Genomic DNA, 14388 nt, shown 5'->3' with positions numbered 1-14388 from the left:
CCGTCACGACTTGCCGAGGAAACCCCGTGCTCCCGCACACCGACCCCGGCGAGAATGGGCGAGTGCGGTACAGAATCCTGGGGATCGCCCAGGCGGAGGATGAACAGGGCACCCCCATGCCGGTGGGCGGCCCCCGAGTCCGCACCCTGCTCACGGCCCTGGCCCAGCGGGCGGACCACACCGCCGCCCCGGAGACCCTGATCGACGAGGTGTGGGCGGACGATCCACCACTGGACGCCCAGGCCGCGCTGCAGGCCCTGGTCGGCCGCCTGCGCCGCGCGATCGGCAGGAACGCGGTCACATCGGAGGCAGGCGGCTACCGCCTACGGGCCACCGAGGCGGACGTGGACCTGTTCGTCTTCGAGCGACTCGTACGGGAGGGCAGGGTAGCCCTCGACCACGAAGACGCACCGACCGCCGCTCGCAAGCTGCGCGAAGCGCTCGCCCTGTGGCGCGGCCCGGCCCTCGCGGACCTCCCCGACCGCAGCGCGGCAACCCGCCCGGAGGCGCTCCGCCTGGAGGCGACCCGCTCCCGCATCGAGGCGGACCTGCGACTGGGCCGCGCCCCCGACGTCGTACCGGAGCTGAAGGAGTTGACGGCGGCACACCCGTACGACGAGGCGCTGCACGCCCTGCTCATCCGCGCCCTGCGTGACGCGGGCCGCGGCGCCGACGCGCTGGCCGCCTACGAGAGCGTGCGCCGCGCCCTGCTGGACGGTCTTGGCACGGATCCGGGAGGGGAACTTCGCGCACTGCACGCGGAGTTGCTGGACCAGCGGCCCGGACCGGATGGACCGGACGGACCGGACGGACCGGCGGGAGGGGCCGCGCGGCTCCGGCGGAACACCGCGCGCACGACCCCGCCCGCCCCCACGCCGCAACCCACCACCCCACCGGAGCGAAACGGCAACATTCGTCCCCGTCTGAACTCCTTCGTCGGTCGGGAACCCGAACTCGAGGCCATCCGTTCGGATGTGCAGAGGTCACGCCTGGTCACGCTGACCGGACCGGGCGGTTCGGGAAAGACCCGCCTCGCCGAGGAAGCCGCCGCCGGGCTTCCGCAGGCGTGGCTGGTCGAGCTGGCCCCGCTCGACCGGCCCGAGGCGGTCCCGGGCGCGGTGGTCAGCGCCCTCGGTCTGCGCGAGACCGTGCTGATCAGCAACGAGATGGTGGCGGGCCAGGCCGACCCGCTCACCCTGCTCGTCGAGTACTGCGCCCCGCGCAGCCAGCTCCTGATCCTTGACAATTGCGAACATGTCATCGGCGCCGCCGCCGACCTGGCCGAGACACTGCTCACCCGCTGCCCGGGGCTCACGATTCTCGCCACCAGCCGTGAACCCCTCGGCGTGCCCGGCGAGGCGGTGCGCCCGGTCGAGCCCCTGCTGCCCGACCCCGCACGCCGGCTCTTCCTGGAGCGGGCGGTGGCCGTGCGTCCCGACGTGGCTCACGATGCCGCGTTCCGCGACTTCGGGGCGGTGGACGAGATCTGCCGGCGGCTCGACGGTCTTCCTCTGGCCATCGAGCTGGCCGCCGCGCGCCTGCGGCTGCTGACGCCTCGCCAGATCGCCGACCGGCTCGACGACCGCTTCCGGCTCCTCACCTCCGGAAGCCGCACCGTGCTGCCCCGCCAGCAGACCCTGCGCGCCGTCGTCGACTGGTCCTGGGACCTGCTCGACGAGCAGGAGCGGACCGTGCTGCGCGAGGCATCCGTCTTCGCGGGCAGCTGGGACCTCGCCGCCGCGGAGGCCGTATGCACCGGCCCGGCCACCGACCTCGTCGGCGCACTCGTCGACAAGTCCCTGGTCGTCGCGACCCCGTACGACGGGGGTGACGGGGGTGGCACTGGCGCCGGCATGCGATACCGCATGCTGGAGACGATCCACGAGTACGCCACGGAGCGCGCCGCCGAGATCCCCGAGCTGCGCGCCGCGGCCGAACTGCGCCACCGCGCGTGGGTGCGCGGCCTCGTCGAGGAGGCCGACCCGCTGCTGCGCTCCGCCGAGCAACTGCCCTGGATCCGCCGCCTGGAGACCGAACTCGACAACATCCGGGCCGCACTCCATCGCACGGTCGTGGCGGGCGCCGAGGAAGATGCCGGTGCCCTCGTCCTCGCCATGGGCTGGTTCTGGTGGCTGCGCAACTTCCGCCGTGAGGGCGTGGAATGGACGGATCGTGTACTGCGGTTGGGCGTGGCGCTCGATACGACCACCGGCGTGCTCGGGGAGAGCGTGACACACGGCGCCGACCGCGCTGACAGAGCCGACCGTGCCGACGGCACCGTCCAGCTTGCCGGGCTGGACCGCTTCGACCCGCTGACGGCCTTCCTGGACGCCCCCGATCGGCAGGAGTCCCATCCGCTGCATCGCATGCGGATGAGGGTGCGCATGCTGCACTTGTTCATGCTGGTGGAGCTCGAGCCGCTGGACGGACGGGTGCACCCGCGTCTGCGGGAGTACATCACCCAGGTGCGGGACTTCTTCGAGAGGGGCGGTCCGGACGCGGCGAGTGTGCCGGGCATCATCTGGCCGATGGCCTCCTTCTTCCTGAGCGGTTCGCACGACGTGCGTTCGGTGATGGACGCCGCGGTCGCCAACTGCCGCCTGTACGGCGGAGAGTGGGAGATCGGTGCCACGCTGATGTTCCGTACGCACAGGGTCGTCGACGCTCCGGGCGGCATGCCCGGTGTGGACGACGACCTGGTGGAGCTGCGCGTGCTCAGCAAGCGAGTGGGCGACCGCTGGATGCGCGCCCAGGTGTGCAGCGCCGCCGGGGAGGCGGCCATGGCGCGCAGTCTCCACGACGAGGCGAAGGCCGAGTACGGGGAGGCGCTGCGGCTCGCCTTCGAGGTGGGGGCGTACGCCGAGACTCCCTTCCTCCTGGCGCGGCTGGCCGAGATCGCCTGCCGCGAGGGCGAGCGGGCGCAGGCACTGACCGCCCTGGACGAAGCGAGCGCCGCGGCCGACCGGTACGGGGTGACGGACGCCCGCGCGTTCATCCGCATGCTGCGCGCCCAGCTGGCCCTGGACGACGGCGAGGTCGGCTTGGCGCGCGAACTGTGGAAGCAGGCGTGCGTGGAGAGTTCTCACGGCAGCCCGCCGCCGCAGTTCACGGTGGCGCTGAACTGGATCGAGGCGCTCATCACGACCGCCGAGTCCGGCCCGGAGCGCGGTCTGCAGAAGATGGTGGACGCCATGCTGGCGGCAGTGGCGGGGGAGTGCTCCGATGTGGTGATGGCGGGTCTCGTCGAGAGCGCGGCGACCCTCCTGTCGAAGCTCGGCGACCATCCTCGCGCGGTCCGCCTGCTCGCCGCCGGTACGCGGTGGCGCGGTGCCCACCCCCGTCCCGTATCGGAGTGCGCCGACGCCGACCGAGCCGAGGCCGCCGCACGCACGGCACTCGGACCAGGCCGCTACGCGTCCGAGTGCACGCGGGGGACGGGCTTCACCACGGACGACGCCCTGGGAGACCTGGCGGAGGCGCTGAAGGAGCACCCCGCCGACTGACAGGTCGGCGCCGACTCACTGGCACTGGAACTTCGACTCCGCCCAGTCCGCCAGTGCCGCCGCGTCGAACGGCGTGTGCGGTTCGACGACCAGCCGGATCGTCTTGCGCCCGGTGAGGTTCACATGGACGGGGATCGCGCGGTCACCGCCCTTGACCAGCGGCGACTGCCACAGGCGCGACCCGTCGGCGTACACGGAGAAGCTCACCTGGCCGAGGCCCACCGTCAGGTCGTCGACGCCGACCAGCGCGTCGTAGGCCGAGCAGCTGCGGTTGAGGTCGATGGTGACGGAGGACGCACCATGGACGGTCACACCATGCGCGTACTCCTGGTCCGCGATCGACACCCCCCAGCGCTGCCACACCCAACTGCTCTCACCGAGCCGCATCTCGGGCTTGGTGTGGTCACCGGTGAGGCCGTACTGCAGCTCGTTCCACTGGTAGACGACCGGCGCGGGCGGCGGCGTCGGGGTGGGAGGGGGTGTCGGGGTGGGCGTCGGCGTCGGCGTGGGTTTCGGCTTCGCCTTCGTCGGGGTGGGGGACGGCTTGGGCGTGGGCTTCGGGCTGGGCGGCGGAGTCGGGGCCGGCGTCGGCGTCGGGATGGGCGTCGGGATGGGCGTCGGCGCGTGAGCCACCACCGGAGGCTTCGGCGCGGGCTTCTTCGGTGCTGTCGGTGTCGGTGTCGGTGTCGGCGCCTGTTGGGGCACTTCGACGGCGGATGAGGTGGCGGGCTTGGCCTCGGACTTCTGGGCCGGGATGTCATTGCCCGCCAGGGCGAGCGCCACCGCCGTGGCGGCCACCGCGACGACTCCCGCAGCGATCCCGGCCTTGACCGGCGCCCCCAGCCCCTCGGAAGCCGCCGCGCCGCCCCCGGCGCTTGCCCCGCCGGAGCTGCCACCCGTCGCTGCCGCGCCCGCCGCCCCGGCTCCGGCGCCACCAGCGATGAGCGCGACGACCTTCGCGTACCCGGCGGCACCGAACCAACCGATGACCGCGACCGGCACGACCGCGGGGATCCCGCTGGCGACTTCCTTGATCTGGCCCGCGGCCAGCCGACACTTGGCGCACTCCTCCAGGTGCTTGCGCAGCCCGCGTTCAGCCCGGGTGCGCAGCCCGCCGCGGGCGTACGCGCCGAGCCGGTCGGCGTAGCGCGCGCACTCCTCGTCCATGGTGAGCGTCGCGCTCACATGCGCCTGGAGGTAGGCCTGCTTGAGTCCTTCACGGGCACGGCTGGCGAGCACCCGCGTGCCGTTGGCATCGAGCCCGAAGAGCGTGGCGACCTCACTCGGCGACTCGTCCTCGACCTCCGTGTGCCACAGCACGGCCTGCCACCGCTCCGGCAGCGAGAGGAACGCCTGCATGGCCATCGACTGCTCGGCCTCCCGCATCGCCCGTACGTCGGCGCCCAGGTCGAGGCCCGCTCCGAAGGAGCCGATGGACGCAGTGTCGTCCGACACTTCGGAGGTACGGACGGCCTGCGCGGCGAACACCGCGAAGTCGTCGACCAGTTGCTCCCTTTTGGCGGACTTGGTCCAGTTGGCGGCGACGCGGCGGACGGTCGTGAGCAGATAGGCGCGTACGGCGTGCTCGGGGCCGTGGCCGCCGCGCACCGCCTGGAGCATGCGGGCGAACACCTCGGCGGTGAGGTCGTCGGCGGTGTGCCCGTCCCGGCAGCAGGTGCGGGCATACCGACGGACGGCTTCCGCGTGGCGGCGGTACAGCTCCTCGTACGCCGTGTCGTCGCCCGAGCGCATCCGTTCGATCAGATCGGCGTCGGAGGGCGGCAGTTCGGCCGGAGCCGACAGGGCGCTGCTCTCACGCTCCCTGCGCCCCTCACGCCCCTTGTGCCACTCGTACCCGTCACGCCGATCGAGCCGGTCGCGCTGTGCCGGAACACTGGGATCCCCCGGGGTGCCCCAAGGCCCCGCGCTGCCAGAAGGCCCCGGCGCGCGCCCGGACGGCCCGCCCTGACTCGGCACCTGCTGCGAGGGCGGCCCGCCGGCCTCCGCGCCACCGTCACCGAGTGACTCGTCCCGCCCGTCAACGCTCATCGCGGAAAGCCCCCGCCTGCACACTCGGACCCGAATACCGGGACAGAGTGCCACACGCTCCAGGGACGGGACTCCGCCCCACGGACCAACCACTCGTCCGGGGGGATTTGCCACACGACAGCACTAGCGGTCACTCGTCTGGGGAATAGTCAATCAATGCTCCCCGCAACGGAGTTGACGCCATGGTCGGAATATATCGATATGATCCGACCCGCCCGTGAGCGGGTGGAGCGACACCCGCGTCACGGACCGCCGTCCCCCGAAACCGCACGCCCCCGAAATCGCCGGTGTCGCAAACCACCGGAGTCGCCGACCTCCGGAGTCACCGACCGCTCGCTCCGGATCCGCTCACCGAGGCCGCGCCCCGCCGCACCCGCACCTGCCTCCGCACTCCGGAAAAGGCCGGGAAACCGCTCACGCCGGACGCGAGCGCAGCCCCTCCAGCAGGATGTCCAGCAGCCGGGCCGAGGCCGCGGCCTGCTGGGCGGCATCCGGCAGCGAGGGCGCCGCCGTGGCTATCACCAGCAGGACGTCCGCGACGGTCACATCCGCCCGCAGCTCGCCGGACGCACGCGCCCGGTCCACCAGCCGGCCCACCACCTCGAGCAGCGCGGCCGCACCGGTGTCGTCGGCCAACGCGGTGACCGTCTCCTCCTCGGGCACCGACCGCTGCTCGACGAGCCGCAGCTCGGGAGTGAGTTGGGATCGCTGCTGCGGCACCCGTGCCTCGTCCGCGACGTCCCCGTCCTCCGCGACGCCGACCCGCAGCACCTGCGGCGGCAGCAGCCGCCCGGCCCCCGAGGCCACCGACGTGCGCAGGAAGCGCGAGAGTGCCGACCACGGCTCGTCCTCCTGGCCGAGCGCCGCGCGCGCCTGGTCGGTCAGCCGGGAGGTCTCCTCCTCGGCTATCCGGCGGACCAGAACGTCCTTGCTCGGGAAGCGCCGGTACACCGTGCCGACACCGACCCGAGCGCGCCGTGCCACGTCCTCCATCGGCGCGCCGTACCCCAGCTCGCCGAAGACCTCGCGTGCCGCGCGCAGCACGTGCTCCAGATTGCGCTGTGCGTCCACACGCAGCGGCGTCGTCCGCGACCCGTCTCCCGGACCGCGTCCATTGCCGCCCGCTGCCGCGCCGACCCTGCCACCGGATGCGATGGCAGACGCGGAAGACCAATGAGTGTCCTGAATATGCATAAGCGTTCCCCCGGTAATGACGTCTCCCCCCGGAGACTCTCCCCGCCATTGGAAGCCGGAGCGCGCGGAACAAGCTTGTTTCACGTGCCCGCCGTACGGACCCGTCGAGCGCATCCCCCTACACCCCGTCGACACACGAACATAGTTGAGAGGGGGTCAATTCAGAAGGGGCAGGTTCCGCACGGAGCGCCCCCCGATCGGAGTACGGGTCGGTTACCTCCCGATTACGCCCCCTCCGAACCTCACGATCACCCACTCTGACCTGCACATTCATCCTGCACCCCGGCAAACCGGCCACCCCCTGGAGCCCTCCGCGACCAGTCACACAAATTGTCGAGCCTGTGGACAAACGCCAGAGCTGGGTGCGTCATGGGATGGTGAAGGAACCAGTGCGCATTCTCATCGTCGGTGGCGGCTACGTCGGGATGTACACCGCTCTGCGCCTTCAGCGGAAGTTGAAGCCGGAACTTAAGCGGGGCGAGGTCGAGATCACGATCGTCTCGCCGGACCCCTACATGACGTATCAGCCGTTCCTTCCCGAGGCCGCCGCGGGCTCGATCTCGCCGCGCCATGTGGTCGTCCCGCTGCGCCGGGTCCTCGACCAGTGCCGGGTCGTCATCGGTGAGGCCCGCGCGATCGACCACGCCAAGCGCACCGCGACCCTCACCACGCTCGCCACCGACGAGGAAGGCACGGGCGCGGCACAGATCACGTATGACGAACTCGTCCTCGCCCCCGGCTCGATCTCGCGTGCCCTCCCGATCCCGGGTCTCGCCGACTACGCCATCGGCTTCAAGACCGTCGAGGAGGCCATCGGCCTGCGTAACCACGTCATCGAACAGATGGACATCGCCTCCTCCACCCGCGACCCCGCGATCCGCGACGCCGCCCTGACCTTCGTCTTCGTAGGAGGCGGTTACGCGGGCGTCGAGGCGCTCGGCGAACTCGAGGACATGGCTCGCTACACCGCGCGCTACTACCACAACGTCAAGGCCGAGGACATGAAGTGGATCCTCGTCGAGGCCTCGGACCGTATCCTCCCCGAGGTCGGCGAGGAGATGGGCAAGTACACGGTCACCGAGCTGCGCCGCCGCAACATCGACGTACGCCTCCACACCCGCCTCGACTCCTGCGCGGACCGGATCGCCGTCCTCAGCGACGGCGCCCGCTTCCCCACGCGTACGGTCGTGTGGACCGCCGGCGTGAAACCGCACCCGATCCTCGCCGCAACCGATCTCGCCTTGAACGAGCGCGGCCGCCTCAATTGCACCCCCCAGCTGACCGTCGACGGCACCACGCACGCGTGGGCCGCGGGAGACGCCGCCGCCGTACCCGACGTCACCGCCGAGCAGCCGGGCAAGGAGACCGCGCCCAACGCCCAGCACGCGGTGCGCCAGGCCAGGGTCCTCGGCGACAACATCGCGCACTCCCTGCGTGGTGAGCCCCTGGAGACGTACTCCCACAAGTACGTCGGCTCGGTCGCGTCCCTGGGGCTGCACAAGGGCGTCGCACACGTCTACGGGCGCAAACTGAAGGGCTATCCTGCCTGGTTCATGCACCGCGTCTACCACCTGAGCAGGGTCCCGACCTTCAACCGCAAGGCCCGTGTGCTCGCCGAATGGACCTTGGCGGGGCTCTTCAAGAGGGAGATCGTGTCCCTCGGTTCGCTCGAACATCCCCGAGCGGAGTTCGAACTCGCGGCCGGTGGAAAGCCTCCTCTCGACCCGAAGCTCGACCCGAAGGGGTCGTCCTGACCGGACCCAGGAACTCCAGGGATCAGGAAGGCGTCTGACGGATGTCGGTCCGGTCGGCCAGACTGGTCCCCGACCTTGGGCGGGCCGACCGCTCGCTCTTCGAACCCCACGAGGCTTCTTCCCAAGCGCCGCATTCCCCAGGATTCCGACCGGACATCGCCCGGACGTCGCCCGGACGTCGACCGGACTCGATCGGATTCCTCCCGGGGACGCAGTGCCCCAGCGGCTCCGGCCGCGGGCCGGCCCCCCGGCCGGATCCGGAGCCGACCGGAGACGACAATCACGAGGCAAGGATTCGGTGAATTTCACCCGCTGGAGCGCCCGGCTCCCCGGAACGCAGCGCCGCGCCGCAGCGCGAACCGAGCACACGGCCTCCCCGGACCGGCGAGGGGAAGGCTCTGTGCCCGCGGCCCGCGCCGAGCAGCTGACCGACGACCCGCCGCCCGTCCCCGCAGTCGACGACCTGCCGGTGCGCGAGGTCCTCGACCGTGTCCCGGCCCTCGTCGCCCTCGTACACGGCCGCGAGCACCGCGTCGCGTACGTCAACGACGCCTATGCGGCGGCCTTCGGCGTACGCCCCGTCGGCGAGCCCGCGCGCGCGGCGCTGCCGGAGCTGGACGAACTCGGCCTGTTCCCGCTCCTCGACCAGGTGCTGCGCAGCGCCAAGCCACGCACGGTCAAGTCCCGCAAGGCGCCCAGCGGCCGCTCGTACACGTTCACCTGCACGCCCGTGGACACCTCCCCGAAAGCGGAGGGCCAGGGCGGCGGCGTACTGATCTTCGCCACCGACGTCACCGACCACGCCGAGGCCGCCGAGCGACTGCGCGCCAGCGAGCGCCGTCAGCGCGAGACCGCTGTCACCCTCCAGCGCTCCCTGCTCCCCCAGGAGCTGGAGGAGCCCGACGACCTGCGCGTCGCCGCCACCTACCAGCCCGGCGGCACCGAGGCCGCGGTCGGCGGCGACTGGTACGACGTGATCACCCTCGGCGGCGGCCGCACGGCGCTCGTCATCGGCGACGTCATGGGCCGCGGGGTGCGGGCCGCGGCGGTCATGGGCCAGTTGCGCACCGCCGTACGCGCGTACGCCCGCCTCGACCTGCCCCCGCACGAGGTCCTCCAGCTCCTCGACGGCCTCGCCACGGAGATCGACGCCAACCAGATCGCCACGTGTGCGTACGCCGTCCACGACCCCAACGAGGGCCGCCTCGTGTACGCGTCCGCCGGCCACCTCCCGATCCTCGTCCGCGACGAGAACGGCACCGTCGTGCGCGCCGACGAACCCACCGGACCGCCGCTCGGCACCGGCGGCTGGATGCACTCCTCGGGCTCGGTACCGCTGGGACCCGGCTCTACGGCCGTCCTCTACACCGACGGCCTGGTCGAGCGTCGGGACGAGGACCTCGACGAAGGTATCGCCGCGCTGGAGCGCGCCCTCGCGGGCGCCACAGGCACCCCCCAGGTGGTCTGCGACCGCCTCGTCCGCTCCGCCGGCGTGACGGCCGACCACGACGACGACGTGGCCGTCCTGGTCCTCCAGCACCCCGCCCGCACGGGCCCGGACAGCGAGCTCTTCCGCAACGCCGCCCTGGAGCTGTTGGGCGGTGTCGAAGCGGCCCCACGCGCGCGTGCCTTCGCCTCCGGCGTGCTGACGAGTTGGCGGTTCCCTCCGGACCTCCACGACCTCGGCGTCCTCGCCACCAGCGAGCTGGTCGCCAACTCCCTCCAGCACGGCACCCCGCCCATGCGCCTGCGTCTACGCCGAACCGACCGCCGCCTGATCATCGAGGTCACCGACGGCGACGACCACCTTCCACGCCGCCGCCGCGCCGAACCCGCCGACGAGGCGGGCCGAGGCATCGCCATCGTCGCGACGATCGCCTCCGGCTGGGGGTCGCGGCGGACGCCTGGGGGCGGGAAGGCGGTGTGGTGCGAGTTCGCGTTGCCGCGGGAGGAGGGCTGAGCAATTAGGTCTCGCCCCCGCCGCCCCTACCCGTCCCGGTCCGTACCTGGGGGCTGCTGCCCGCAGACCCCCGCTTCGGTCTGAACGGCCTCGTCGTGGGTATGTCAGCCCGTCCGGCGTTTGAGGACGAGCCCTTCGGGCGATGGCGGGGGTCCAGGGGGCGCAGCGCTCCTGGCGGGGGGCTGGGGGCGGAGCCCCCAGGGATGGGACGGGTAAGGGCGGCGGGGGCGAGACAACCCGGCCGGACTCACCTCCGCGCACCTCCGCGCGTCACCTAGCGGCCCACCCCACCCGGTGCTAGTAGCTCACCCATGGCAGACGAATCGGGCTTTCAACTCAAAGGCAGCGCTCCCGAGCGCTACGAGCAGTACGCCGCGCCGTTCATGGCGCCTTTCGTCGACGCGGTCCTCGACGCAGTCGACCTGTTCCCCGGGGCCACGGTCCTGGACCTGGCCTGCGGCACAGGCTTCGCGGCCCGCGCGGCAGCCGCCCGCGTCGGCCCCGCGGGCCGCATCTCGGCCGCGGACGTCAACGAGGGCATGCTCAGGGTGGCTGCGGCACACGCCCCCCGCCTGTACCCGGACATCGAGTTCACCACAGCCCCCGCGGACAAACTCCCCTACCCGGACGCCACCTTCGACGCGGTCGTCTGCCAGCAAGGAGTCCAGTTCTTCCCCGACCTGGACGCGGCCTTGGCGGAGACGGCCCGAGTCACCCGCGAAGGGGGCCGTTTCGCGGCCACCGCCTGGGCCGACAGAAACCTCCTCCCGTACTTCGTGGCCCAGTACGAGGCCATCAAGGAGTACGGCGGCCGGGAGATCGCCACGAGCTACGAGGCCGCCTTCTCCGGCACCGCCGCCCGCCTCACCACCGCCCTCCGCGCCGCCGGCTTCCACGACGTCACCGCCCACGAGGTCACCTTCGGCATCACCCTCCCGCCCCTCGCCGACTACGCCCGGAACCAGCTCTCGTCGTTGTCCTGGGGCCAGGAGATCGTCGACAACGCCGGCCAGGACGCCCTCGTACAGGCAGGCCACGCGATCCACACCCACCTCGCGGACCGCACCGCCCCCGACGGCAGCGCGACACTCCCGTTCACCGCCAACCTGGTGACGGCGGTCCGCTGACACGAAGACGGCCGCCACCACAAGGATCGTGGTGGCGGCCGTCCCGGCGTCCATTCATTCAGTTCATTCGTGCGCCCGTCAGGCGCCGGCCCGCACCGGCTCCGCCGACGCCCCACCCTGAGCGACCACCCGGCTCTTCGCCAGCCACGGCTGATCCTGTACGGGGCTGAGCTGCCGCCCCAGCCGCAGAGCCAGGAACGTGATGCCCAGCGAGAACAGCAGGAACGTCACGACGTACGGCCCGTGCAGCGAGGCCCCCATCGGACCTCCCACCGCCGGACCGACGGCCAGCGCGAGCTGCTTCACCAGGGCGAAGGCGGAGTTGTACTGCCCCGCCAGGCCCGTCGGCGCCAGGTCGGCCACCAGCGGCGCGACCGTCGGCGAGAGCATCGCCTCGCCGAGCCCGAAGAGCGCGTACGTGGAGATGAACGCGGCGGTCGCCATGGTCCGGCTTCCGTGCCCGAGCCCCGCATACCCGGCCGCGACCCACGCGACGGCCCAGATGAGCCCGACCGACGCGATCACCCGGGACCGCTTCCGGCGCTCGACGAACTTGAGCACCGCGAACTGAGCGACCACGATCATCGCGGTGTTCGCCGCCATCGCCGTACCCAAGGCGGAGGTGGAGATCCCGGCGGCCTCGACACCGTACGCGGAGAGGCCCGACTCGAACTGTCCATAGCAGGCGAAGAACAGTACGAAACCCAGCACGGACAGCTGAACCATGGCCCGGTTGCCGAGCAGCTGCTTCCAGCTGCCGCCCTTGGCCTGCGGCGCGTCACCGTGGATCCGCGGCGCGTGCGGCATCCGCACGGTCGCCATGATCACGACGAGCAGCAGGAACATCGCCGCCTCGATCGCGAACAGCAGAGTGAAGGAGCTCGCCCGGCTCGTGTCGACGATGTGTCCGCCGATCAGACCTCCGACACCGAGCCCGAGGTTCTGCAGGAAGAACTGGGTGGCGAAGGCGCGCGACCGCGTCTCGGCCGAGGAGCAGTCCACGATCATCGTCGCCAGGGCCGGCTGCATCACGGCCTGTCCGGCGCCGAGCGCCGCCGCCGACAACAGCACCGTCGTCGCGTTGTTCGCGAGCCCCAGGCTCAGCGCTCCGATGGCGGCGGTGACCAGAGCCGTGAGCAGGACCGGCAGCGGACCGCGCCGGACGATGACTCGCCCGGCGAACGGCAGTACGACGAGAGCGGCCACGGCGAAGACGGCGAGCACGATGCCCGCCGTCATGGAGCCGAGTCCCCGCACCTGCGCCACATAGACGTAGAGGAAGGGGACGGTAAAGCCGAGCCCGAACGCGCTGAGTGCGTTGCCCACGTGGATCCGGCGCATCGCTGCGCCCATCGCCCTGGTCACTTTCACCTGCCTTGGTCGTGAAGCCTTCAGGCGCAACGTTCAAGGATGCAGGCCTGAAGATTTCGAAGCTAAAATTAGAAGTTGAACTCTACACAGTGAAGGACTTCGACGCCAAGCGATGCCGTGCCATACTGCGGCCATGGGCGACACCCCCGGCGTCAGTGAGCCGACACTCGAAGAACAGATCGCCGCCTACCAGCGCGAATTCCAGGACCTCGACCCCCAGGTCGAGAAGATCGTGTCGGCCCTCGGCCGTCTCAACCGCCGTATGAACGTCGCCTACGGCCGCCAGACCGCCACCCTCGGCATCAGCAACGCCGAGTGGGAGGTCCTCAAGGCCCTCGTCCTGTCCGGCCCTCCGTATCGCATGGGCCCGAGCGACCTCGCCAAGCGGCTGGGTCTGACGCCGGCCGCGATGACCCACCGGATCGACCGCATGTTGGCGGAGGGCCTCGTCACGCGCGAACGCGATGAGTCGAATCGCGTACGCGTCATCGTCGAGCTGACCGACGAGGGCCGTGAGAAGTGGCTGGAGGCGATGCGCCTCGCGATGGTGTTCGAGGAGGACCTCCTCCAGGACCTCTCCGCGGACGAACGGGGCGCGCTGGGTGACGTCCTGACCCGTCTCCTCCGACGCGTGGAGCACGCCCAGCCGGACGCGGGTGGCCGACTCAGCGACCTCGATTAAAGATCTTGACAGGATGGATTGACATCCCCCTACGGGATCCGTAGTGTTCTCCGAGTTGCCACAGAGCCGTAACGGTTCTGCAGTAGCACCTCCGCCGCAGCAGCGGCACCCAAAACACCAGCACGATCCCCCAACCGGGGTGAATTCGGCGTGCCCGGATTCAATTCGATTGGGACACGGCAGCCCGATTGGGAACTGCCGAGAGGATCCGCTAAAGTTTGGAACGTCGGAACGGCCCAACAGCCGCGAAGGCAACACCCGCTGACTGGGAGTCAGGCCCGAAAGGATCTGATAGAGTCGGAGCCGCCGGAAAGGGAAACGCGAAAGCGGAAACCTGGAAAGCGCCGAGGAAATCGGATCGGGAAACGGTCTGATAGAGTCGGAAACGCAAGACCGAAGGGAAGCGCCCGGAGGAAAGCCTGAGAGAGTCTCTCGGGTGAGTACAAAGGAAGCGTCCGTTCCTTGAGAACTCAACAGCGTGCCAAAAATCAACGCCAGATTTGTTGATGCCCCGTCTCCGGCCGATCGGCCGGGACGAGGTTCCTTTGAAAAAGTCCTGCCGGGCATGGTTCCGGTAGGCGCACAGCGAGGACGCTGTGAACCGAGGGGATTATTCCTCTTCTTGGTTCCGCTCTCGTGGTGTCGTCCCGATTACGGGAAAACATTCACGGAGAGTTTGATCCTGGCTCAGGACGAACGCTGGCGGCGTGCTTAACACATGCAAGTCGAACGATGAAGCCCTTCGGGG

General features: G+C 70.8%; 8 protein-coding genes and 1 rRNA gene. 6 read left to right on the top strand and 3 right to left on the bottom strand.

Features of this window, described 5'->3' with window-relative positions; genetic code table 11:
• Positions 1 to 62: 62 nt before the first annotated feature.
• On the top strand, positions 63 to 3503 hold the full coding sequence (locus AB0D57_RS14695) for a BTAD domain-containing putative transcriptional regulator (RefSeq protein WP_362071629.1): 3441 nt from the start codon (positions 63 to 65) through the stop codon (positions 3501 to 3503).
• Between the two features lie 15 nt (positions 3504 to 3518).
• Here the strand turns inward: AB0D57_RS14695 and AB0D57_RS14690 are convergent, their stop codons facing one another.
• On the bottom strand, positions 3519 to 5552 hold the full coding sequence (locus AB0D57_RS14690) for a sigma-70 family RNA polymerase sigma factor (RefSeq protein WP_362071627.1): 2034 nt from the start codon (positions 5550 to 5552) through the stop codon (positions 3519 to 3521).
• A 414-nt stretch (positions 5553 to 5966) separates the two neighbouring features.
• Positions 5967 to 6746, bottom strand: a complete 780-nt coding sequence (locus AB0D57_RS14685; protein WP_362071625.1) for a helix-turn-helix domain-containing protein — start codon at positions 6744 to 6746, stop codon at positions 5967 to 5969.
• A 374-nt stretch (positions 6747 to 7120) separates the two neighbouring features.
• Here AB0D57_RS14685 and AB0D57_RS14680 point away from each other — a divergent pair, with 374 nt between their 5' ends.
• From AB0D57_RS14680 to AB0D57_RS14670, 3 genes are all read left to right on the top strand, one after another.
• On the top strand, positions 7121 to 8500 hold the full coding sequence (locus AB0D57_RS14680) for an NAD(P)/FAD-dependent oxidoreductase (RefSeq protein ID WP_362071623.1): 1380 nt from the start codon (positions 7121 to 7123) through the stop codon (positions 8498 to 8500).
• A gap of 298 nt (positions 8501 to 8798) precedes the next feature.
• Positions 8799 to 10460, top strand: a complete 1662-nt coding sequence (locus AB0D57_RS14675; RefSeq protein WP_362071621.1) for a SpoIIE family protein phosphatase — start codon at positions 8799 to 8801, stop codon at positions 10458 to 10460.
• A 311-nt stretch (positions 10461 to 10771) separates the two neighbouring features.
• Positions 10772 to 11587 carry a methyltransferase domain-containing protein gene (locus AB0D57_RS14670; RefSeq protein WP_362071619.1) on the top strand — a complete coding sequence of 272 codons (816 nt, stop codon included), beginning with the start codon at positions 10772 to 10774 and terminating at the stop codon, positions 11585 to 11587.
• A gap of 78 nt (positions 11588 to 11665) precedes the next feature.
• On the opposite strand, the gene AB0D57_RS14665 is transcribed toward AB0D57_RS14670, so the two are convergent.
• Positions 11666 to 12940 (bottom strand): MFS transporter, encoded by a 1275-nt coding sequence (locus AB0D57_RS14665; protein WP_362071617.1) that lies wholly within the window; start codon positions 12938 to 12940, stop codon positions 11666 to 11668.
• A 151-nt stretch (positions 12941 to 13091) separates the two neighbouring features.
• Here AB0D57_RS14665 and AB0D57_RS14660 point away from each other — a divergent pair, with 151 nt between their 5' ends.
• A complete protein-coding gene (locus AB0D57_RS14660; protein WP_362071615.1) occupies positions 13092 to 13640 on the top strand; it encodes a MarR family transcriptional regulator in 549 nt (182 codons plus the stop codon).
• A gap of 664 nt (positions 13641 to 14304) precedes the next feature.
• Positions 14305 to 14388 (top strand): 16S ribosomal RNA (locus AB0D57_RS14655); the annotation flags it as partial.

The sequence above is a fragment of the Streptomyces sp. NPDC048275 genome, assembly GCF_040652275.1.
Taxonomy (GTDB): domain Bacteria; phylum Actinomycetota; class Actinomycetes; order Streptomycetales; family Streptomycetaceae; genus Streptomyces.
This window is presented reverse-complemented; position numbering and strand designations above follow the sequence as displayed.

Coding starts and splice junctions, on each gene's coding strand:
- AB0D57_RS14690 (WP_362071627.1), bottom strand. CDS start 5,552: ATGAGCGTTGACGGGCGGGACGAGTCACTCGGTGACGGTGGCGCGGAG.
- AB0D57_RS14685 (WP_362071625.1), bottom strand. CDS start 6,746: ATGCATATTCAGGACACTCATTGGTCTTCCGCGTCTGCCATCGCATCC.
- AB0D57_RS14680 (WP_362071623.1), top strand. CDS start 7,121: ATGGTGAAGGAACCAGTGCGCATTCTCATCGTCGGTGGCGGCTACGTC.
- AB0D57_RS14670 (WP_362071619.1), top strand. CDS start 10,772: ATGGCAGACGAATCGGGCTTTCAACTCAAAGGCAGCGCTCCCGAGCGC.
- AB0D57_RS14665 (WP_362071617.1), bottom strand. CDS start 12,940: ATGGGCGCAGCGATGCGCCGGATCCACGTGGGCAACGCACTCAGCGCG.
- AB0D57_RS14660 (WP_362071615.1), top strand. CDS start 13,092: ATGGGCGACACCCCCGGCGTCAGTGAGCCGACACTCGAAGAACAGATC.